The sequence below is a fragment of the Polaribacter sp. Asnod6-C07 genome (genome assembly GCF_045063625.1).
Lineage (GTDB): Bacteria > Bacteroidota > Bacteroidia > Flavobacteriales > Flavobacteriaceae > Polaribacter > Polaribacter vadi_A.
In genome coordinates, this window is record NZ_JBEFOF010000005.1 from 2,349,976 (window position 1) to 2,374,919 (window position 24,944).

At 29.9% G+C, this 24,944-nt stretch carries 13 protein-coding genes; 8 read left to right on the forward strand and 5 right to left on the reverse strand.

The window, feature by feature from the left end; genetic code table 11:
* Window position 1 precedes the first annotated feature (1 nt).
* From ACJJVK_RS10090 to ACJJVK_RS10110, 5 genes are read left to right on the forward strand one after another with little or no spacing between them, the layout of a single operon-like run.
* Entirely contained in the window at window positions 2-4,819 is a 4,818-nt protein-coding gene (locus ACJJVK_RS10090) for an Eco57I restriction-modification methylase domain-containing protein (RefSeq protein ID WP_405565718.1), read from the forward strand.
* Between the two features lie 18 nt (window positions 4,820-4,837).
* Complete coding sequence (locus ACJJVK_RS10095) at window positions 4,838-9,436, forward strand: DUF3883 domain-containing protein (protein WP_405565719.1); 4,599 nt, start codon at window positions 4,838-4,840, stop codon at window positions 9,434-9,436.
* Between the two features lie 2 nt (window positions 9,437-9,438).
* On the forward strand, window positions 9,439-15,411 hold the full coding sequence (locus ACJJVK_RS10100; RefSeq protein ID WP_405565721.1) for a DEAD/DEAH box helicase: 5,973 nt from the start codon (window positions 9,439-9,441) through the stop codon (window positions 15,409-15,411).
* A 48-nt stretch (window positions 15,412-15,459) separates the two neighbouring features.
* Window positions 15,460-17,556, forward strand: a complete 2,097-nt coding sequence (locus tag ACJJVK_RS10105; RefSeq protein ID WP_405565722.1) for a RecQ family ATP-dependent DNA helicase — start codon at window positions 15,460-15,462, stop codon at window positions 17,554-17,556.
* Between the two features lies 1 nt (window position 17,557).
* On the forward strand, window positions 17,558-18,862 hold the full coding sequence (locus ACJJVK_RS10110; RefSeq protein WP_405565725.1) for a DNA-processing protein DprA: 1,305 nt from the start codon (window positions 17,558-17,560) through the stop codon (window positions 18,860-18,862).
* A gap of 234 nt (window positions 18,863-19,096) precedes the next feature.
* Here the strand turns inward: ACJJVK_RS10110 and ACJJVK_RS10115 are convergent, their stop codons facing one another.
* From ACJJVK_RS10115 to ACJJVK_RS10135, 5 genes are all read right to left on the reverse strand, one after another.
* Window positions 19,097-19,690: a hypothetical protein gene (locus ACJJVK_RS10115; RefSeq protein ID WP_405565726.1), complete on the reverse strand. Its 594-nt coding sequence runs from the start codon at window positions 19,688-19,690 to the stop codon at window positions 19,097-19,099.
* 71 nt (window positions 19,691-19,761) lie between these two features.
* Window positions 19,762-20,748 (reverse strand): hypothetical protein, encoded by a 987-nt coding sequence (locus tag ACJJVK_RS10120; RefSeq protein ID WP_405565729.1) that lies wholly within the window; start codon window positions 20,746-20,748, stop codon window positions 19,762-19,764.
* Window positions 20,749-20,758: 10 nt separating this feature from the next.
* Window positions 20,759-21,244: a Pycsar system effector family protein gene (locus ACJJVK_RS10125; protein WP_405565731.1), complete on the reverse strand. Its 486-nt coding sequence runs from the start codon at window positions 21,242-21,244 to the stop codon at window positions 20,759-20,761.
* The gene (locus ACJJVK_RS10130; RefSeq protein ID WP_405565734.1) at window positions 21,231-21,656 is read right to left on the reverse strand and encodes a lecithin retinol acyltransferase family protein; all 426 of its coding nucleotides are present in this window, start codon (window positions 21,654-21,656) and stop codon (window positions 21,231-21,233) included. Before ACJJVK_RS10130 ends, ACJJVK_RS10125 begins: the two co-directional genes overlap by 14 nt.
* An 18-nt stretch (window positions 21,657-21,674) precedes the next feature.
* Entirely contained in the window at window positions 21,675-21,848 is a 174-nt protein-coding gene (locus tag ACJJVK_RS10135; protein WP_405565737.1) for a hypothetical protein, read from the reverse strand.
* Window positions 21,849-22,042: 194 nt separating this feature from the next.
* Here ACJJVK_RS10135 and ACJJVK_RS10140 point away from each other — a divergent pair, with 194 nt between their 5' ends.
* The 3 genes from ACJJVK_RS10140 to ACJJVK_RS10150 are packed head-to-tail and all read left to right on the forward strand — an operon-like array spanning window position 22,043 to window position 23,806.
* Window positions 22,043-22,645, forward strand: coding sequence for a hypothetical protein (locus tag ACJJVK_RS10140; protein ID WP_405565740.1), 603 nt, complete (start codon window positions 22,043-22,045; stop codon window positions 22,643-22,645).
* A complete protein-coding gene (locus ACJJVK_RS10145) occupies window positions 22,624-23,019 on the forward strand; it encodes a hypothetical protein (RefSeq protein WP_405565742.1) in 396 nt (131 codons plus the stop codon). Before ACJJVK_RS10140 ends, ACJJVK_RS10145 begins: the two co-directional genes overlap by 22 nt.
* Window positions 22,997-23,806 (forward strand): ImmA/IrrE family metallo-endopeptidase, encoded by an 810-nt coding sequence (locus ACJJVK_RS10150; RefSeq protein ID WP_405565744.1) that lies wholly within the window; start codon window positions 22,997-22,999, stop codon window positions 23,804-23,806. The genes ACJJVK_RS10145 and ACJJVK_RS10150 overlap by 23 nt, the downstream gene beginning before the upstream one ends.
* Window positions 23,807-24,944 lie beyond the last annotated feature (1,138 nt).

The window sequence follows — 24,944 nt, forward strand, 5'->3', positions numbered from 1 at the left end:
TATGATTAAATTTATAGATAATATAGGCGATTTTTTTGCGACCAATTATTTCGATGAAGACTTCGTTAAAAAAGTCCATGCCAAATCTGGATACAGTGCAGAAGATCAAAGAGAACTTCAAAAAAGAATTAGCCCTATAAAAGATAAGTATTTTAAGTACAAACAATCTATTATAGAAGGGCGTTTACGTACAAAAGATAAAATTTACGAAACGCATCAATTTCACACACACGTTCTAAATGCATTAGGTTTTGATGGTGATCATCACCAATACAACGATCCATTCCATTTTAGTGAAACAGAAGTATTACCTGTGCGTCACAAATTGTATCGTGGAGAGAAGCTCCATATGATGATTATGGAAATGCAGCCATTAATCAAAGAAGGTGATGAAGAACCAGATGGATTGTTTGAGCAACGTTACAATATTGAAGATGATGAAATTAAATTAATTAAAGAACAAAAATACCATAGGTCATCTTGGAGTAGAATTTTTAAGGTAAAAGACGAGTTTAAAATTTCACCTGTTATTATTAACAAGGCAATTTCTCAACTATGCTTGTTAGACCAAAAAGAACGTCCACAATACATTTTGTTGTTGGCGGGTAATGTGGTTTTTTTAATTGATGTCGAAAAATGGTTTAGAGGTTCGTATCTATATTTCGATTTAGAAGAATTCTTTTCAGAAGCTACAATCACTCGTGCATATTATTCCTTATTCTACTTATTATTATCTAAAGAGATGTTATCTCCAGAGAGTGATATGGTGCTGATGGATCAACTAGAAGAAGACAGCCATAAAAGTGCGTACGAGGTTACCAAAGATTTAAAAGAGGGAATCATTCATGCAGTAGAAGCTTTGGCTAATGAAGCAATTTACTATAGAAAGAAAATACTTTCACAGGAGTTTGATGAAACCGATGATAATTTTGAAGCCCAGGTAAAAGACGATTGTTTAAGTATAGTTTATCGTTTGTTATTCGTGTTTTATGCAGAGTCAAGAGCTGATTTAGATATTTTACCCATTTCGGATAGTGTCTATCAAAAAGGATATTCCTTAGAAATGTTACGCGATTTAGAACAAACGCCCTTACAAACAGATCATGCTGCCAATGGGTATTTCTTTCACGAATCTTTACACCAATTATTCCAATTGATGAGTGCTGGCTATCGTGAAAATGAAAATGGAAGTAACAAAAGTTTTAGAATTCGTCATATAGATTCACCTTTATTTGATGATGATAAACTCAACCAATTACAAGGTGTAAAATTTAGAAACTATGTGTGGCAAGATGTCATTTGTCAATTATCGCTTTCGCGAAAACAAAAAGGAAAAGCACGTGGTCGTATTTCTTATGCCAATTTAGGCATCAACCAATTGGGTTCTGTATACGAAAGCTTACTAGCATTTAGAGGTTTTTATGCAGAACAAGATTATATAGAAGTCCATCCAAAAAACAAACCCAAAGAAGGTACTTTATTAGTACCGCGAAAACGACGTAACGATTTTGACGATGCTGAGGTTTTAAAAAATAAAGAGGGTAAAGAAGTCATCATTCCAAAAGGGCAATTTGTATATCGTTTAAGTGGTCGTGATCGTCAAAAATCGGCTTCCTACTATACGCCAGAGGTACTCACACAATGTACCGTAAAATACACACTGAAATCTATTTTAGAAAAAGTAGAATCTGGTGAAATGAAAGCACTAGAGTTATTAGAACTCAAGTTGCTAGAACCTGCCATGGGTGCAGCTGCGTTTCATAACGAACTCATCAACCAATTGGCAGAAGCCTATTTAAGTTATCGCCAAAAAGAACTCAAACAAAAAATTTCACCTGAAAAGTTTCGTGAAGAACTGCAAAAAGTAAAAGCATATATCGCTACCAACAATACCTATGGTGTCGATTTAAACCCAACAGCAATAGAGCTGGGGAAACTATCCTTATGGCTAAACGTTATCCATAAAGATATGGAAACACCGTTTTTTGGGTATCGTTTAGGAGTGGGAAATGCAGTGGTGGGTGCTTGGTTAAAAGTGTATCATAAGAGAGCGTTTAGTGTAGAGTTTTCTAAAGTAGGTACTAAAAAACAACGAGAAAAACCGATTAAAAAAGAATGGTGGGACAAAGCACCAAAGCACCTACATTTTAAACCCAATGAAGGCATACAACGCAGGAAAGATGAAATCTACCATTTTTTATTACCTGATAAAAATATGGTACCATCTGCTAAAATTAAACTCTTAAAAAACGAGTTTGAAGACGAAGCGAAATATGTAAGTACCTGGAAAAGTAATTTTTGCGCGCCCATAAATGGCGATGAATACCAACGTTTACAAAAACTCTCGAAAGCGGTAGATGTTTTATTAGAAGAACATTACAAATTTCAAGCATCCATAAATGCACAAACCAAAACCAAAGGAGGTTTTTTTGGCGCTTATGAAGATGAAGAACAAGGCCAATTAGGATTACGTTCTTATGACGAAAAAGAGCAACTAGCAGCACAACGTAACAATACCAACGCACCTTATTACAAGTTAAAACTCATTATGGACTATTGGTGTGCCTTATGGTTTTGGGACATGCGCGATGCTAAAGAGCTACCAACACGCCAACAATGGTATGACGATATTGAAAAAATTATAAACATAGATTTAAGTTTATTAGAAGACGTTGAAAAAGAAGTAGAGGAAGAACTTTTACCAAAACCTACTTTAAAACAAGCCAGTTTATTTGAAGAGCCCAATACCCAATACACACTTAAAAGTTATAGAAAAGATAAAGTTGCAGCACTTAAAAAATTAGAAGAAGCCTTACAAAGCAACCCAGACTCATTATTTAAAAATGAGCGCAGTAAAATTGTAAACCAACTAGCAGACCAATATAAGTTTTTTCATAACCAATTAGAATTTATTGAGGTGTTTAAAGAACGTGGGGGTTTTGATGTAGCTGTTGGGAATCCACCTTGGTTAAAGATTACATTTGAGGAAAAAAGCTTAATGAGCGAAAAATTTCCAGAACTATTTATAAGAAAAGTTTCTGCTACAAAAGCTAGAGAACTTCAGATTTCATATTTGCAAAACGTCTTACAAAAAGAAGCTTATTTTAAAGAATATATTGGGACTGATTCTTCTGCAACTTTTATGAATGGATTTCAAAACTATCCCCTTTTAATAGGTCAACAAACCAATTTGTATAAATGTGTAATTGAAAACAGCTTTTCTTTAATTTCAGAAAATGGGTTTTTAGGATTACTACATCCAGAAAGTGTTTATGACGACCCTAATGGTAAACCGTTAAGAAAGGAAATTTACAAGAGATTAAAATATCATTTCCAATTTAAGAATGAGCTAATGTTATTCGCTGAAATTGACCATCATAATTTTTATGGAGCGCATATATATTCAGGTAGTAGAAATGAAATTGATTTTCTATCAATCAATAATTTGTTTCATCCTTTCACAATTGATGGCTGCTTTGTGCACAATGGTTCTGGTATGGCTGGTGGTTTTAAAATTAAAGATGAAACTAAGGGAAAGATGGTTTGGAATATCCAACCTCATAAAGATAGAATTGTTAGAATTAAAAGCGCTGAACTAAAATTATTATCTAACTTTTTTGAAAATTCTAATGATTATGAAAGTTCAAAATTGGTAAACCTGCATACACAATCAATTATCAAAATAATTGAAAAGTTATCATCTCTTAAAACTAAAGTTGAAGATTACCAAAATATTATTGATGAAGGTTATCATGAAACTAATGCTCAAAATGAGAATAAAATTAAAAGGCTTAAAATATCAAATAGACCAGATATAACTAAAAGCGAGCTAATAATTGGAGGTCCACATTTTTTCGTTGGTAATCCTTTATATAAATCGCCTAGAGAAATTTCAAAATTAAATTCAGATTATGATGTTATAAGCCTTATTGATATTGAAGAAGATTATATTAGTAATGTAAACTTTAGTCCAGATAACAATTTCAACTATATTGAAGATGAAAAATATAGATTAGTATTTAGCCAAATGTTGAGCATCACTGGAGAGAGAACAATACAACCAGCGCTTTTTCCACCTCACACTTATCATATTAATACAGTAACTTCTATAACATTTAAAGATGAAAAGAAACTTTTAGAATTATCGGCTATTTCTAGCTCAATTGTAATAGATTTTTATGTCAAAATAATTGGGAAAGGTGGATTTTATTCAGGTTCATTAAGAAAATTATTGCTTGGAATTAACAAACAATTTGTTCCTCAATTAAGCTTGCGTACACTTCTCTTAAATTCTTTAAATGACAATTATTCTGATTTATGGGAAAGCAACTTTATTGATCTTTTCAAAGAAGATAATTGGAGTAAACAAGATTCTCGCTTAAAACCATTTAGTACGTTAACCCAAGAATGGCAATGGGCAATACCTTTACGCAATTGGTTTGAGCGCAGACAAGCTTTGGTAGAAATAGATATAATTACGGCTATGGCTTTAGGGTTAACTTTAGAGGAGTTAATTTTAATATACAATGTGCAATTTCCTGTACTACAGCAAAACGAAGACGATACGTATTATGATACCACTGGTAATATAGTTTATACGGTAAGTAGAGGATTAACAGGCGTTGGTGTAGATACACCAGTTTGGAAAACCATTAAAGACCTAAAAGTAGGAGAAACTTACGAGCATACCATAGCAAAAAGTGAGTTATACAAAGGTAAAGTAGTCACCTACCACGCTCCTTTTGATAAATGTGATCGTGTAGAAGATTATAAGGTGGCTTGGGCGCATTTTGAGGAGGTTTTTAAAGAGGAGAAGTAGAAGTCAAAAAGAAAAAGAATGCTAGAAAAAGAAACAACAATATTTATTGAAGAGAAAAATACGTTAACATTAAAAAATGTAAAGAAATTAGTAAATAAAACATTTGCAGTTTACGATGCAGATGCTTCAAGAATTATTGCAGATTATCGTTCAGAAAAACAATATACTGCAGATTATAATGGTAGGCAAATTCTAGAATTACTTCAAAATGCGGATGATGCCCAAACAGATGTAATCAATATAGAAATCAATACAGATACAAAAATATTGACGCTTTCTAACAATGGAATTCCATTTTCTTTAGATGGTGTAAAGTCGCTTATGTTAGCAAATATGAGCCCTAAAAATAAAAAAGAATACATAGGGAATAAAGGTTTAGGGTTTCGTTCTATCTTGAACTGGGTAACTCAAGTAGAGGTGCTTACAGAAGAAGTTAATTTAAAATTTTCCGATTCATTTGCGCATAAGAAATACAGAACTATTTTTAATAATAGTGAAGATTTAAGAAATCTTGTCCAAAAGGATAAAAATTTAGAGGAGGGTGAAATACCATTTGCTGTATTGGCAATTCCTGACATTGATGAGGTTACTGAAAAAGATGGTTGGATAACAACGGTAAAACTACATTATAAAACGAATGAAGAAAAAAGTATACTAAAACAGTTAGATGCGATACAAGAAGAAACATTATTGTTTCTAAAATATACCAAGAATATTACAATTCTTAAAAATAAAGAAGAACCTAAGGCTTTTAATAAAAGTAGACCAAGCGAAAATAAAATACAGGTTAATCATAAAGTTTGGAACATTTACAATTCTGGTGAGTGTAAATATGATGAAACGAAAATGTACAGTTACCAAATTGCTTGGCAAGATAATTTAGAAGATAAAGATGGCGTTTTCTATACCTATTTTCCAACAAATGTTAAAACACATTTGCCATGTTTAATTCATGCTACATTCGATCTAAATGCTTCAAGAAAAGAAATAAATCCATCAGCAGAAAACAAATTTGTATTACATGAAATTGCAGAAAAATTAGGGGAATTAGCAGTTACAAAACTTACTGCATTTCCTTCAAATTGGTTATCGTATCAGTTTTTAGATAAAACTCAAAAAAGTGATAATGAGGTTTTAGAAGATTTTTATGAAATCATAGATATATCAAAATATAATGCTGCAATTTATCCAGGTTTAGATAATAAGTATTACCCTAGAAAGGAGGTTTATCAATATAATAATGAACTGTTAATCTGGGTTTTAGAAAATAACTTTGGTGATTTTTTTCCAAAATTAATAAGACCTATCACAGATAAGGATAATATTGATGATTTTAATCTATCTAATTATAACAAATATACTCCAGAAGAGCTTTTAGAGATAGTTGAGAATTTAAATCCAAAATTAACAGATTTAAAAGAGCGAGTTAAGTTTATTAAGTTTTTAATAAGCGACAATTTTAAAAACTTACATGAAAGCAATGTAAGATTACCGTTGTTAATAGATAGGAAAACAAACTTACCAACTACAGACCAGTTGTTTACGATTAGGCAAGAAGAGGATGAATCATATTTAGATATTGTAAAAAATGTAGAAGGGATTTCATTTATACTTCCAGAAATATTCGATTTATTAGAGATTGAATTAAAGGAAGAAATTAAGCTAGTTGAAAAAGAAAATGAAGATGTTTCCAGACCTATAAAAAGAGTCATTGATAAGGTCGTAAACATTGGTTCTAACGATATTATTCATGTAATAAGATATATGGTTAATGAAGCACGAAAAAAGATTAATAACGAAGTTGAAGAGACTGAGGTTATTATCAAAAATTTTGTTAGTTCGTTACACTTAATTTTTATTAAAAATTCTGATAGAAGAGGTAAATTACCATTTAGCATTCCTCTTTATAATAGAAACAAAAAACTTGTAAATAGTGATGAATTATTTTTTGGTGATGAATACTATGGAGGTCAATTAACTGAATTTATATTTAAAGGTATTTATAATAACGATAATTATATAATTGGTAATGATTATTGGGGTTTAGATTTTGAAAGTGAGTTAGAAATTCATTCCTTTTTTACATGGTTAGGTGTAAATAAATATATAAAACTTCAAAAAGAAGCTAAAGAAGTTACACCTCCAATAGAATATCAAGAGCTAGTATTTAAAAGCAGACCAGATTTAAAAAAAACGTATCACTACTATAAAGGTACTAGAATTGTTAAAGAATCTCTTTTAGCAAAATTAACTATTGAAAAGTTACTTGTATTAATAACAAAAGAAGAAGTTTTAAAAAAGAAATTATCTGATCATCATGAAGATAGTTATAAATATAAATATGGGTCAGGATATCCTAAAGATCTATATGGATTTCCTTCATTTATAGAATATCAAATTAAAAAAACTGTAGATTTTTCGAAGTATATTGTAGAAGATGAAATAGGAGTCGAGCAACTTTTTAAAACAGTAAACTATAAAGATGAGATTTTCAAGAATTATGATATTTCTTTAAATGAAATCAAAGGTTTATTAGAAAAATTAGGGGCAATAAAATCTCTAGACGATATTTCAATCGATCAATTTTATGCTTTATTTGAAAATCAAGAAGATATGTTTCCTCAAGGTAGAGGAAGCGCTACTTTTTATAAACGATTTTTAGAATACTGTACAAAAAATAATGAAATTAGTAAATCTGAAAATAATTTTGATTTTACTGGATTCAAATGTTTTGCTCGTAAAGGAGGTAAGAAAGAAAGTGAATTTGAACTTTTACCTGTCTCTCAAATTTATTATTCAGATAATAATTTAGTACCTCAGGATATTTTAGATAATTACAACATTCTTGCACTTTCAAAAAGGTTAGGAGAACAAAATGTAAAAAAATATTTTGGTGTTAATTTAATTCAAGATGTTATTAAAAATATCGAGATTGATAAGGATGATCTTGAGATATCTGATCTAAATAAAGCATTTAATGAGAGAATTAATAAATTAAAACCATATTTTTTATTCTATCGTTTAGAGGCTATTAAAGTTGAGAATACTAAAAATGAGGCTATAAACCTTACTAAGAATATCGATATCAAGTTGGTTAATAAATGCTGGTATCATTTCAATGCGGATGAAAAGTTTACACTAGAAGAAAATTTCTTCATCAAAATTGGTGATACTTTCTATATTAGAAACAATACAAGTCATTCTGTAGAAGGTTTAATGAATGATTTAGTTTTTTGTGATACGGTTGCAGAGGTTCTGAATACACAATATAAAGTAAAAGAACATCATGATAGGTTTAGAGCTATATTTAAAGATAATGTCAGAGAAACTGAATATGTTATTAAGACCAAAGAAGGTGAAGAATTGTTAAATAAAGCCAAATTATTATTGGGAGTTTCTAGCATTGAATTAGAATTTTGGGCGTTTATATTCAAACAAAATAATAAAATATTACCTGAGTATATTGCCGATTTTAATCAACTTAAAAAAATAGTCAAAAAGACTTTAGAGTTTAAATTACCAGAAGATTATTTTAGAATTTCTTTTGAGGTCTTTTCTAGTAAAGAGGCTTATAGTTTAATAATTAAATTAATAAATAATGAGAAGGTTACTTATTTAGAATTACTAGAGAATAAAAGTGTTGTAAAAGGATTAGTGGATTTTCACTCAAGAAAAATTTCTGAATTAATAAACTTCAACTCTAATCAAGAAAAAATAACAAAATTTGTTTGGAGTAACTTACATAAAAGTTCTGTAGAAGAGAAGAAAAAATTCAATATTAAAATTATAAAATTAAAGAAACAGATTCAATCTGAACTGATAAAAATTATTAAAGAAGAATCAAAAAATAAATTAGAGATAGAATACTTAAATTTATTTTTAAACCATATAAAAACAAATTATCATACTGATATTCTTATAGATATTCAGAATATTTACAATAAGAATGTTTCAAAGATATCAAATACAAAAATTGTTGATATTGAAGATGATTTAAAAAGCTTACTATATTTCGAATGGGATGAAATAGATGAACTTAAAAATATCCTTTTTCCAAAACAAGAAGAAGAAGCTCCTGCTAGTAAACCTCAGATAAAAGAATTAGATGATGTGGAAATTTTAGAATCACATATTTCTTCTGTTGATTTTGTTGAAAATACAGATGGAGTTAATAAAGGGAATGGTGGAGGAGCTCATAGTCAAGGTCACGAAAAAAGTAAAAGAATAAAAGGAAAGGCAGCAGAAAAATTAGTCAGAGATAAATTGAAAGCTTTGGGTTATAATGATGTCGCATGGGTTTCAGGTAATTCTGATGAGCCAATAAGAGATGATAGTTTAGGGTATGATATTAGATATGTAAATGAAAATAATGAAGAAAAGTTTTTAGAAGTAAAAGCAATAGCTACAGATAACAGTTTTTTTATCTCAGAGAATGAAAAAAAGTGTGGACTAAAGCACAAGGAAAAATATGTAATGGCATTGGTAATTGGAAAAAAGATTCATTTTATTAAAGATTTTTTTAAGTTTAATGAAGGGGAAACTTTTGAAATAAATAAAAAATACACTGTTAAGAATAATAACTATAAAGTTTACTTTAAGGTTGAAAATAGAGATTAATTATGCTACCACTACAACAAGCTTACGAAGTAAAGCAATCCATATTAGAGTATTTAAAAGCAACGTTCAGCTTTAAAGAAAAACCAGTTTCTGAAGCTTTTTATAATTTTATTCAACATCCAAAAGACGGTATTTTTAAAGGGCCTTATGTGTCGTTAAAATTACCTTTTGTTACTTATACAGATGAGGAGGAGTTACCATTAGAAATAAAACCTAGTTTCCCACCATATAAACATCAGTTTGAAGCGTTTAAACGATTGCATACTAAAAATGGGAATAAACCAGAACCAACCTTATTAACTACTGGTACAGGTTCAGGTAAGACAGAATCGTTCTTGTTTCCAATTTTAGATTATTGCTATAAACATAGACAGGAAAGAGGAATAAAAGTCATCATTTTATATCCAATGAATGCCTTAGCTACAGATCAAGCAAAACGTCTGGCAGAAGCCATTTATGAGGATGATAAACTAAAAGGGAAAGTTACAGCAGGTTTATTTATTGGGGAAGGGAAAAATAAAAATAAGTTTCCAACCAAAATGGGTGAAACCCATGTGATTGAAAATAGAGAGGAAATTATAAACAATCCTCCAGACATACTATTAACCAACTTCAAGATGTTAGATTATGGGTTAATGCGTCATAGTTATAACAAACTATGGTCTCATAATTTTGAAAATCCTGAATTGTTACGTTTTTTAGTGTTGGATGAATTACATACCTATGATGGTGCACAAGGTACTGATGTTGCGAATCTAATTCGCAGATTAAAATTAAAATTAGCAATTTCAGAAAATTATTTATGTCCTGTAGGTACATCAGCAACTATTGGTAAGGGCTCAGATTCTGTAAAGCTATTAACCAAATATGCTTCAGATGTTTTTGGTGAAAACTTTCCACCAGAATCTGTTATTGTAGAGCATCGTTTATCTTCCGAAGAATTTTATACCATTCCAGGTGATAAATTGGATACTTTTTTACCAAGAGTATTAGGTATACAACAAAGCAGACTAAAATTAGATGAAGAGTATCATGATTATATTAATAGACAGAAAAAATTATGGCAAATTCCAGAATCTATATCAGCGTATAAATTAGCGGGTGAATTAAAGAAGTTAAAAATAGTAAAGGATATCAGTACCCTTTGTAGTGAAGGAATTGTATCTATAAATCAGTTAATTCAAAGATTAAATAAAATAAATGCAAATTTCAATGCGATTCTAGATTATGATGACGAGTATGGATATAATCCAAAAGAAGAAGTCATTACATCTATTTTAGCATTAATAGCAGAGGCAAAAGCGGATGAAAAAGAACGTTTCCCTTTTTTATTCTTGCAAATTCAAATATGGATTCGTGAGTTAAGTGGTGTATTAAGAGTATTCTCTGAAGAACCAAAATTTACTTGGCGAGATAAAATTGGAGGAAAAGGAGAGGCTGCAGCATTACCACCCTATTTTTGTAGAGAATGTGGTGCAAGTGGTTGGTTAGCCAATAAGCAAGACAACAGAAATCAGTTTGAATTAGATCCATTAGAAGTATACGAACAATATTTTAGCAATCATAAAAACATCTATTTTGTAAATTACAACAATGCAAAGCATTACAAAATAGAAGAATATGAACCTACAGCAGCACTAACAACCTATGCACATCAGGTATATTTAAAATTTGGGAATGATCCAGGAGAACGCAGTATTAATCTATTAGCATATCGTAAAGTAAAAGAAAATAAAGCGGTACATACTTGTCCTGAATGTAATGCGAATAACGATATGAGTATTATTGGTACTCGTATTGCAACTTTAAATTCGATTACAACAAGTCAAATTCTAGCGTCTAATTTAGATGAGCGTGAAGAGAGATATCGAAAAGTTTTAGCATTCACAAATGGGGTACAAGATGCAGCACATCAGGCAGGTTTTATTGAGTCTAGAAATTACAGATTTACCTTTAGAGCTTCTTTACAAAAGGTAATTAATGAAATTAATGAGCCTGTAGATTTAATCACAGTAAAGAATGCTTTTATAAAGTATTGGAAAACGCATGCAGATCCAACAGAAAAAAAACATTTAGAAGCTTATTTCTATAGATTTTTTCCAGCAGATAGAATTGGTGAAGCAAGAGTAGAAGATTTTAGAAATTTATCAACCAATTCATTTTCTAAAACCTTTGAAAAGGAATTTGATACTCGGGTATTTTGGGAAATTATTTCAGAATTTGGGTACAGTGCAGGTATTGGTAGAACTTTAGAAAAAACGAGTTCTTCAGCTCCAAGTTTTAATCATGAAAAGTTAGAAGATGTATTTTCTAAAATGAAATCATGGTTAAATGAAAATATGTTAGAGCACATAGAACAAGGAGATTTTGTGAAATTTATAAATGGTTGTTTACACCGTATACGAATTCGCGGTGCAGTAGATCATGATTATTTGGCGAACTTTAGGCAAAAGAATCTTAAAGTAATTGAGTTAAATTGGACATATAATAAAAGGCATTATTTAAATAAACGATTTCATCAAAGAGCAAGATTTCCTAAACTAGTGGTGAATTACCCTGATAGCAGAGGGATTATTGATAGCACCTTTGCAAAAACAACAAATTGGTTTCACGCGTATTTTAAAAAATCGTTTCAATTTGCACCAGATAATAATGCCATTATTAATGAGTTTTATAAAGAATTTTTTTTAGTATTAGAACAAGTAGAAATTCTAAATAGTGAAACAGCAAAAGATGGAGAGAACTTTGCAATTGATCCCAAAGAAATTATAATAAGTAATAAGGTTGCTAGCTATAGTTGTAATGAGTGTACCTCTACTTTAAACGTTGCTAAAAATGATACCCTAACAGAAGGTACAGCATGTATAAATTATAGGTGCCCCGGTAAATATGTAAAAGCAGAAAAAATAGAATTCAACTATTATAACCTCATTTACAATAGAGAAAATTCTCCAAGAATATACGCTTCAGAGCATACGGGTGTTTTGGATAGAAAAGTTAGAGAGCAAACAGAATATGATTTTAAAGAAAGACCTCAATACAATTCATTAAATACCTTAGTTGCTACGTCTACTTTAGAAATGGGTATTGATGTAGGTTCACTAAATGCAGCAACCAACACAAGTATTCCACCATTACCATCTAATTTCCTACAAAGAATAGGGCGTGCAGGACGTTCTTCAGGAACAGCATTAATAACAAATTTTGCTCAAAACAAAGCACATGATTTGTTTTACTATGAAGAGCCTAAAGAAATGATGGAAGGGGATATCAATACACCTGGTTGTTTCTTAAATGCGAAAGATATTTTGTTTAGACATTTTACAGCCTATTGTTTTGATAGTTGGACAAAAGAAGATCCTGAAAGACATCAAATACCGGGTTTAATTAAACAATTAGGTTTACTGGAAACGGGTAAGATAAGTAGTAATGGGTTCTTTATAAATCAGTTATTAGCTTTTGTGTTAGATAATCAAAAAGAACTAATAGCAGCCTTTAGAAAAATGTATGAAGGTCAAATTGATATGTCTATTATTGATGATGTCAAAATAACATTGCAACAAGGTGTTTTTCAACAAAAATTATTAAGGGTTTTTGAAAATTTAAAAAATGAATTCTTTTTTATCATTCAAAAAGTAAATGATATTGATAAATATATCAAAGAAAAAGAATTGGGTGCAAATGATGAAGAACATAAAGAATTAACAAGAGAGAAAAAAGCACTTTGGCAATTAAAAAAGTCTGTAGAATTGAGGCAAGTCATAGAGCATCTTACAAATGTTGGGGTGTTACCCAATTATGCCTTTCCAGAAACTGGGGTTACTTTAAATGCACACGTCTATGGTTTTAAACCTGAAGGAGCAGAGCAAGAACCTGAAAATAAATCATTTGAAATTGTACGTTCTTCGGCGTCAGCTTTAAAAGAATTTGCTCCAGATAATTTTTTCTATAGCCAGGGGAATAGATTAGAGATTTCTGGTTTAAATACCTATGACTGGAGTGGGGAAAAATCGAGTTTAGTAACGATGAGGTTTTGTGGAAACTGTGATCACATAGAGGATGCCTTAAAAGCAGAAAAAGGAATGTGTCCTAAATGTGGCCATGAATCTTGGAATTCTGCTTCAAATACGCACAAATTTGCAAAATTACAAACTGTAAAATCAGTAAATTCAAGAACAAAATCTACCCTTAAAGATGCAAAAGATGAAAGAGAACAAACACATTACACAGTTTCAATACATTTTAAATTTAATCCAAATACAATAGCAGGAACTTGGGGTATGGTTAAAATACCATTTGGAATTGAATTTGTAAAAGAAGTTAAATTAACAAAAATAAATTTAGGGTCAGGTACTTTAAATGCAAGTCATTTAACGATAAATCAGAATGAAAATGTTGCAAGACATGGTTTTGTAACCTGTAAGCATTGTGGTAAATCAACTTCTAAACCGAATTTAGTTTTAAATAGTCAAGATAAAAAATTCCATTACGGATTTTGTAAACATAGAGAAGAAGAGTATAACAATGTTCCAAATGACATCTTTGAAGAAGTTTTTTTATTCAGAAATATCAACACAGAAGCCATTAAAATTTTATTGCCTGTTCAAGAGTTTTTAAATGAGGCAACACAACAAATGTTTAAAGCAGGTTTACAATTAGGGTTAAAGAAATATTATAAAGGGAACCCTGATCATGTGGCATTTGATTTTTATTCAGAGTTCAACGAGGCTACACAAAGATTTGATAGATACTTAATACTATACGATACCATTCCAGGAGGTACAGGATATTTGCAGAAATTATTTGATCCAAATGAATTTACAATATTATTAAATGAAGCCTATAAAGCCATAAAAGAATGTACGTGTAAAGACCATGGAAAAGATGGCTGTTATAGATGTATTTTAACATATTCAAACCAATACAATAGAGCAGATTTAAGTAGAGAAAATGCTGAAGATATCTTTCGAAGAATTGTTGAACAATCCAAAGATTGGGAGCCTATCAATCAAGGTATTTCTTCTTTAACAAAAACTGGAATGATTGAGGAAAGTGAGTTGGAATTAAAATTTATCCATGCTTTAAGAAAGTATACAGAAAAGCATAGTGATAAAAACCTAGTTTTTGAAGAGGTAAAAGAAAATGGAATTCAAACCTATCGTTTATCCTTGCCAATTTTAAACGGTAGTATAACTTATGCAATTAGACCACAAATAAATTTAGGGGAAAAAGATGGTGTTACAGTAAATACAAGAACGGATTTTTTAATAAAGTGTATTCAAATTATTAAAAATGATGAGGTTATAACAGATGTAGACACCTTATTAGCTTTTAAAGAAGTTGCTATTTATTTAGATGGCTATACATATCATGCTTCAGAAAAGCACATGCGTTTTTATGAAGATATTACAATTAGAAATGCTATTTCAGAAACACCAAATATAGTTCCATGGTCTCTTAGTTGGTCCGATGTTATTTTGTTTGAAACAGATGAAGACAAAATAAATACAGATAATTTATATGTTGATCCTTTACGCTATAGAAAAGCGATTCAATCTTTAAACAGTTTTCCAATGTCACAAAAACTAAACAAAGGTTTAATTGTCGCTAAAAATTCGATTGAACGATTATTATGGTTTTTAGCAAATAGCAGTAGTTTAGAATTAAATTCAGAAATAGGTCACTTTTTTGCAGTACAACAAGATAGTTTTAATAAATATATTTTTAATGAAAGTTCTGTATTAAAGTTATTGGATGTGAATGAGATGATTGATCAAAGTATGTTAACGAATCCGGGGCCAAACGCGTATATGCAATCTGATAGAACTGAAGCTAACGAATTGTTTAAATCAAGAGTATTTGTACGTTTCAAAGATTTTGAAGTAAAATCAAACCTTATCGCTTCAGAACTAAAGGAAATAGATAAAGCAAAATGGGAGGAGTATCTAAGATTGTTTACTATTTTAAAATTATGAGACATACTAGTTAAAAAGAAAAAGTAGAATTAAATTATTGCAAAAAAAATGAGTAAAGAAAGAGCATTGAATATGTTACGTAGGTCTATAAATATGCCTACTGCAACATTTAGGGAAGGACAATGGGAGGCCATTGAAAAACTTACAGTAAATAAAGAAAAACTACTAGTTATTCAAAGAACAGGTTGGGGTAAAAGTTCTGTTTATTTTATAAGTAGTAAATTATTAAGAGAGCAAGGTAGAGGCCCCACAATTATTATTTCACCATTATTAGCTTTAATGCGAAACCAAATTGAGGCAGCAGAGCGTTTAGGGATAAAAGCAGTTTCCATAAATTCAACAAATTTTGATGATTGGAAAGCCATTCAAAATGAAGTATTAAAAGATAATATAGATACTTTATTAATTTCACCAGAACGTTTAGCTAATGATCGATTTATGGATGAAATTCTGTTTCCAATTGCAGATAAAATTGGTTTGTTTGTTGTAGACGAAGCGCATTGTATTTCAGATTGGGGCCATGATTTTAGGCCAGATTATAGACGTATTGTTGGTATCTTAAAAGCGATGCCCAATGGTATGCCTATTTTGGCAACAACAGCAACAGCTAATGATAGAGTAGTAAGTGATGTTCAAGAACAATTGGGAGGTATAAAGACTATTAGAGGTGGATTAACAAGAGCAAGTTTAAAACTACAGAATATTAAGTTAAAAGACCAAGCATCACGTTTAGCATGGTTAAAAGAGAATATACCTAATATGGAAGGAAGTGGTATTGTATATGTATTAACAAAACGTGATGCTAGAACTGTTACACAATGGCTAAATGATTGCAACATTGATGCTGCTGCTTATTATTCGGATGTTAAACATGAGAATTTTGATAATTCTACTGCCTACAGAGAATTTTTAGAGGATTCATTATATAATAATGAGATAAAAGTTTTGGTAGCTTCTACTGCTTTAGGTATGGGTTATGATAAACCAGATTTAAATTTCGTGATTCACTTCCAAGCACCAGGTTCTATTATTGGATATTACCAACAAGTTGGTCGTGCAGGTCGTGCAATAAAAAGCGCATATGGTATTTTATTATCAGGACAAGAAGATGCAGATGTTCACCGCTATTTTAGAGAAGGTGCATTTCCGCCAGAACAAATAGTAGAACAAATTTTAGAAGCTATTGAGGATCATGATGGATTGTCTATTCCTAAATTACAAGAACTTTTAAATGTAAAATATAGTCAGATTACAAAAACAATAAAATATTTGAGTGTAGAGGAGCCTTCTCCCATTGTTAAAATTGGTACACAATGGCAAAGAACAGCCATTAATTATTCAATGGATACTGATAAAATTGAAAGATTGACAAATCAGCGGTTAATAGAGTGGAATATTGTGCAAAATTATATAGAATCGAAAGAGTGTTTGATGATGTTTTTGCAAAGTGAATTAGATGATGAAGATGTGCAATCTTGCGGACAGTGTGTGAATTGTTTAAATGAAAATATTTTACGCAATATAGCCTCTCAAAGTAACGTGTTAGAGGCTTCTATATATTTAAAACATTCTGAGTTTGATATTGAGCCTAGAAAACAAATAGCAAGAAATGCATTGCCTGAATATGAATGGAGAGGTAATTTATCTAAAAATTTACAAGCAGAAAAAGGGAAAGTGTTATCTAGATGGGGTGATGCAGGTTGGGGTAAAATGGTTGCAGATGATAAACATCATGGTTACTTTAGTGATGAATTGGTTGATGCAATGTGTGATATGATTATAAAAAGATGGAGTCCAAATCCTTTTCCAGAATGGTTAACATGTATACCGTCTTTAAGGAACCCAGAATTAGTGCCTAATTTTGCAGAAAGACTGGCGGCAAAATTAAGAATTCCTTTTAGACCAATTATTGTAAAAGTAAAAGATACTGAGCCCCAAAAAGAACAAGAAAATAGTTATCATCAATGTAAGAATTTAGATGGTGTTTTTCAAATAGATGGGGATGTTCAAAATAAACCTGTATTTTTGTTTGACGATGCTGTAGATTCTAGGTGGACTTTTACTATAGCAGCAACATTATTAAGAAAAGCAGGTTCAGGAATTGTTATTCCGATAGCCCTAACATCAACATCAGTAAGCGAATAGAATGATTTCAGAAAGGACAAAAGCCATATTACTACTTACATCTTATTTCTCAAAGGATTTAGATAAAAAGAATAAGCCACTTGCTTTATTAGAATGGAATAGGTTTGTACGTTGGTTACAAGAAAATAAATTAAAACCAGAAAACCTTTTGACAATTGATTTAAATAAACTTTTGATTAATTGGGAAGATAGATCTATTGATAAAGATAGAATTATAGCATTGCTAGATCGTAAAATGGCATTAGCTATTAAATTAGAAAAATGGTTTAAGGCAGGCATTTGGGTAATTAATAGGGGAGACAAAGAATATCCTGAAAATTTAAAAAATAATTTAAAAGACCGTGTTCCACCAATACTTTTTGGGGTTGGTAATAAAGAACTTTTAAATAAAAACTATATAGGAATTGTCGGTTCTAGAAAGTTATCAATACAAGATATAGATAATACCAAGTACATTGTTAAGCAAATTGTAAATCAAAACTGTGGTGTTATTTCTGGCGGTGCAAGAGGTGTTGATGAGCATTCTATGGTGGGTGCTTTATCTCTTAAAGGGTACGTTTTAGGAATACTTGCAGATAGCTTATTGAAAAAGTCGTCAACAAAAATTTATAGGGAAAGTATCGTTGATAATAGGCTGGTTTTAATTTCACCTTATAACCCAGAGGCTGGTTTTAATGTGGGTAATGCAATGGGAAGAAACAAATTAATTTACGGCACCTCTAATGCAACAATAGTTATTAAGTCAGAAACAAAAGGAGGTACTTGGGAAGGAGCAAAAGAAAATATTAAAAATAAATGGGTCCAATTGTGGGTTGTTAATTCTCAAGATAAAAAACAGAATAAAGGAAATGAAGCTGTTGTTAATTTGGGATCAAAATGGCTTCCAGAAGATTTAAGAATAAATGTAAAAGATTTAGCAGTAAAGTCATTTAAAACTCCCGTAGTAGTTAAGCAAGGTGATTTATTCAACGAAATAAGTATAAATAAAGTTGAGCTTGATAAGAAAAATGATAACAAAAACGTCTTATCTAGTAAGAGTCAATCTAAAACAAATAGTAGTTTAGAACTAAAGCAAATTAATTTTGATGAAGCTACACTTTTTGATTTTTTTATTCATAAATTATTTCTTGTTTTCAAAGAAAATGAAATAGATAAAACTAAAATAATAAGTCATTTCAAATTAACTCCTAAACAAGTGGATGAATGGTTAAAGCTAGGAGTAGAAAAAGGTTTGTTTATAAAAAAAACAAGACCTGTTAGGTATACTTTAAATCTAAAGATGATAACAATTATTAATAAGAAGTAATCACTTTTCAATAATTGAATAAAGAGATAGTGTTAATAATTGGAAAATTTTATGAGTTAAAGCAATTATAAATATTAGTATTTATATTTAGATAATATTCATTTAATACGATTTAAGTATAAATGAATTAATAGCTACTATATTAAAAAAGGAATTAGATGTTTCGCATAAAGAAGTTGTAGAACTGAAGTTTTTATATTTTGACAAGGAAAAAACGTTTAATTTAAGTTGCAATCATAAAATTGGTTTTGATAATATCTCGTTGAAGATTTTTAAATCCGTAATTAATAATTTGTTTCCATAGCTCTTTAATTTTTCAACTTTCATAGCACAACATTTTTTATATTTTGGTTTACCACATATAGGGCACTCTCTATTGCGTTCAGCTTTTAAAACCCCTAAAGAACATTCAAGGTATTTTATAATAGTTTTAAAATCAGTAAGTTGAAACTCTTCTTTATAATATTGTATTACACCAGCTATATCGTGATCATATTCGCCATTTGCATAAGAATCAGTTTCAATTTTAAATTGATGATTAGCAAAAAAAGGATAAACAAATTTTTTATAAAAATCAATAATATTTATTCCTCTTCTTTGAGCCAAAGCTAATCTATGGTAGATATCCAAACAACATTTTCCATTTGTATCAATATGATACTTTATATCTCTATCTATTTTAGAACTTATTTCAAAAACTTCTGGGAGAATGTGTGGATAATTTAATTTTGGTAAAAACATTCTTATTTTATAATTCTGCCAAAAATCACCTTCGGTATCTATAATATCAATAACACCATCTATAACTAAACAATTTTTCGTTTCCATTTCGTTATTAATGCTAAAATTAAAATACTTTGCTAAAAAATCTTTAGCATCTTTCTTTAAACAAGAGTTCATTAAAACTTATAATAGGGTTTATTTATCTCTGCAATAGGGCTTAAATGAGCTGGATTTAATATTGGAGTTTTCGGATTTCCAATACTTAAAATCAAGTCACTATCGATATTTTGTTTTGCAAAATCATTATCCACAAGATATTTTTCCCAGTTGAAATCATATTGATTATAAAATCGTCCATCTTCATAATCCCATATAGGTTTAGACTTTACTTTAAAATACTTATCAGAAGAAGAAATTTGATTAATAATGTTTTGCCCTGTAACGATTCCGTTTGAAATTGCATTTGCTTGCATTTTAGGAGCAAGACTTGTATGTAGACTACACGTAGTCACTTCTCCAGAATTACTCAATCCTGAATACATCCAAAGGACTTGGCTATCGTGTCCTAAATCAATACCAGTTCTTGTGGATATGTCTTTGATATTCATTGAATCAAAATACTCTTTTAAATCATTTTTCACAAAGTAAGAAATCATTGCAAAAGCTTTTAAAGCATCTTTTGTAGCTTGTCCTTTATCAATTTTTTTTCCTCCAAAATAAACCATTAAACCATCTCCTTGTATTCTATGTACATATCCGCCACATAAATTAACTGCAAAAATAGAAGCCTTTACAATACTTTCAGTAATTAATGCTGCAGTTGCAAGAGTAAAGCGATTATGTAGTTGAGTGCTTTTTTGCACATCAACAAAAGCTGATATAATCCAATGCTTTTCTGTATCTGATGTATTTCTTAAGTCTGCAAAATCAGGATGATTTCCTAATCTTGGTAAGTTCTCTATTTCTAATGCATTAAGGCCTTTAACTATACGAGAGGACTCATTTAATTTTTCTAAACCAGGTAATTCATTTCGCAATGCTTTTATATAACTTGTATCAAAATCAGTTTCTGGTTGTTCTGAATGAAGTCTAATATATTGTTGTTTTGGATCTTTATCTATTGCTTTTTTGATAACATCCAAATATGGGTTAAAAATGCTCATAACTCTTTATTTAAAGTTTAATTAATATGGTTATTAAAATTAATAATAGCATAGAAAATTGAATCACTAATAATATTCCTGCTAATTTTAGTTTTGTAAATTTTTTTGTTAAGCCTTCTGAAAGAACAAAAGCTTGTGACCTTAAATCTTTTAATTCTTCTTTTTGTGTATAATTTTTGGAAGTTTTATTAAAATCAGATTGTGTCATTTTAGATATCGCTCCAAAATAGTAGATAGATTTTGGTTTGGTTGAAAAAAAAGGGATGCTTGCAATAGATAGTACAATTAAATTTATAATACCAGTAATTAATAACAACCAAACAATAACTTGTCCAACAATTATTAAGTCTTTAACAATATCAGTCTGTGTAAGCAATACAATAACACCACCAGTAATAAAAGTATTTATTGCTATATAAACAGCAGTTTTATTATTAACACTATCAAAATAGTGATCAAATCTATTTATAGTATATTTCAATCTATCTTTTTCCATCTCCGCCAGTAATTAATTTTAAAGTGACTAAACCAGCCAATATTAGAAAACCATTAGTAACTTGACTACTAGTTTCTTTACCATACTGTACCCAATTAGCGAAATGTTCACAATTGAATCCTAAAAAACTATATGGTTGTCCTAATTTTTGTTTCACTCTTTTTACAGCTTCATTTGCATCAAAATGATTACCAGAAAACTTTCTTATTTTTATAGGTTCATAAACATTCAATAATTCAAAGAGCTCAGTATATGTAACTTGTTTTACGCTTCCCTTTAAGTTTCCAACAAATATCCCATTACCTAAATAGACGATGTAGTGATTTAAAATTCTTCCTAAACCAACTCTTTTTTTAGCTACAATGACATCTATTGGTTCCAGACTATTAAATAATGCATCATAATTTTTCATAATATTCATTTTTTTAATTTATTTTTCTTTACGTACTCCTTTAAACTTTCCTCCAGTAGTTTTTACATCCATAAACCTTCCTGTTTCTGCATCTCTCTTTACATAAAGATTTGTTTTAGGATTTAATACTTGTGAACGTCCTTTGACTGCTCCTTTTCTTGCGTTATCTCCTGTGGGTGCGTTTTTAGCCATTTTTTTAATGTTTATAAGATTAATATTTAACTATTTAAAGGACTATGCTCATAATTTTTTATATTTTGCCACAACTAATAAAAAAAATGAGGAGTATATTGTATTCTTTTTACAATTGTATATGCTCATATGTTTTATTTTTTTTCCATTAACGTGGATATTTTTTAATCATAATGAGCATACTCTATTGAAATATGGCTGTAGCAAGTAAAAAAGAAATTCTTGACCACCTTGATTCTATCGATTTAAACGAACTTTTTGATAGAATGGAAAACTATGTCCGTTCTCGCTTTTATGATAAATCAAAAAATAAGAAAGATGGATTCGATTATATGGATTTCTGTAATGATGTTTTAGTCAAAGCATTAACAGGTGTTAGGAAATGGAATATGGAAAATGTTTCTTTTGAAGATTTTATCTTTGGTGCTTTAAAAAGTGATTTGTACAATTTCTTTAGGAAACAAAAAAATAACCAAGACAATTCGCAATCCTCAGAACAAGAAATATATTTAATTGAAGTAAATGATTTTATTTTATTAGATGGAATTGCTACAGAAGACGAACCTCCAGATATAGATTTTGAAGATATATCTCAAGATGTAATTAAATCTTTAAGAGAGCAAGGAGCAAAAAAATTAGAAATAGATATATTTGAATGCTGGTTATCAGGTTATTATAAGCCTAAAGAAATAGCTGAACTATGCGGAAAAAGTACTACAGAAATAAATAACTCAGTTAAAACACTTTCTAGAAAAACTATCAAGTTAAAAGAAAAATGGATAAGCTTAAAAAAATAATAGACAAAGGTATTACTGAAAATTATCTTTACGGTAACATCAATGATATTCGTCAAAATTTATCTGATTACGGCGTTAATTTGGATGATAATCGTGTGCGTCAGAACAAAATGATTAAACAATTAAAATTTAAACTAAGTTCTACTATTAACAAAGAAAAAAATGAAAACCTTTTACTTAAAGCTACAGAATCATTTCAAGAAGCTATCAATAAAGGTTTAGAAAAACCAATTGCTTATTTAAATAATCTTATTAGAGAAAACCAATTAGTAGTTCAATACAATAAATTAGATAAACTAAGTCCTGATGAGATAAAAGATATAATCAAAGATCAAAATTTAATTGAAATAATTGAGTTACTTGAAAACGAATAGTAAAGGCAAAAACAAAGCCAAAGAAATCTTAAATGAAATTGGTTTTGATGAAATAACTGAACTTTCAAATTCAGAATTAGTCAGTGGTTTTGGTATAATTTTTATTTCAGAACCTTTAAATAATGCTGATGGTAAAATAATTAGAGGTAAAACAAAAACCATAATTAAAGTCAATTCACTAATACCTTATGCTGAAAGAATACGCTACGTAGTGGCACACGAACTAGGTCACTACTTTTTACACGATAAATTAGAAATTCATACAGATAATTCTAAAACTCTAAATTGGTTTAAAGTAGAAGACCAAGCAAAAAGGGGTTTACAAGAATATGAAGCAAATGATTTTGCTTCTGAATTATTGATGCCGGAAACTGTTTTTCGAAAATTTATTGAACGCAAACCTTTTTCCCCATCTTTAATTAAGGCAATATCAATTAGGTTTCAAACTAGTTTAACTTCTGTAGTTTATAGATTAATAGCTTTAGATGTTTTTCCATTATTAGTTGTTTTTATCTCTGATGGCATAGTTAGATATTGGAGAAAATCTCCTGATTTAAAAGGGTGGTTAAAAGACGTTACAAAACTTTCACCTCCAGAAGATTCAGTTGCAAAAGAATATATTGATGCAGATTATGAATTTATATACAAAGGTGATGAAAAAGCTCAAGAAATAGAGCGTTCTACCTGGTTTAAACTTTATGAAGATCAGGAAGATTCAGATTTTATGGAATATTGTATACCCATAAAGCAATACAAAACCATTATTAGTATTATTTGGGAAGAATAAACCCAACTCAAACCAAATTCAGTTTTCTTATTCCTCAAAAACCTCTGTATTTTGGTTTGTTCCAAGTGCCAACTCAAGTTTAGCGTTTTAATATTCTCTAGGTACTTGCATTTTACAGCTTGTATTTTCGCTCACTCAAACACAACTATAAAAAGCAATCTTTGTTATTGTTTTCATAAAACACAAAACTCCCCAAAGCTAAGTTACATAATGCGCAGTTATAGGTACATTCATTCACTTTCTGCCCTATAACGCCATTATGTAAAATAGCCGCTTCCAGCCGCTTAATTAGTGCTTTTAAATCAAATTTGTGGCTATTCATGAACTCCCGTAAAAATAGAACAGTCGTGAACTAAATAGCCGCACTCCCAACGCTCACCTAGTAAGTATTTAATAAAGTCCATACAATTAAATCACATTTTTACTTTGTTGCATTGTTTATATAAGTGCTTATGCTTACAATAAATTCAAAATAATAACAGGTAAACTTAAGGTAGTAAATTTCAGAAAAACTATAAAGCACCTATAAAATCAAAAAAAGCCAATAAGAGTATAACTTTTTATTTTTTAGGAAATTAGTTAAGGCAGTTTTTACCAAATGCGGATGCTGTATTAATTTTTATAAAAGAAAAAGCAATACAAAATATAGAGGTATAATCATAATGAATATCAAGTACCAGCAACCACTTTTAGCAAAAACATCAATAGAAATCGTATAAGAAAAATAAAAAGTAATACACTTATTTTCACTGCTGCCAACGCACTAGGTATTCGTTAATGCAGTTTTTTTAATCAAAAAACCCACATCGTGGAGAGGTGGGAAATTGCTATGAAAAAGAAAGTGAGATTGAACTCACTTGACTTTAAAAATAGTAAAAATATACTTCAATTACAAATAACATTCCTTATCTCATTCAAGCTGCACAAAACCATCGCTAAGTCCAAGTATTCCTTATCTCAAGTCTTTGTTTGTTTCATTTCGCTAAGTAATAAATTTTAGTCCACTTTCCCCACCGGATCGAACGTTAAGAAACAGTCTAGTAGACTGTTTTAGTGAAGAGGCCAGCTTGTCGCGTTGTTAAGGCGTAGGTTACAGCAATTAGTAATGTTTGCCATGTGTTTGTGGTAGTTTCATTCC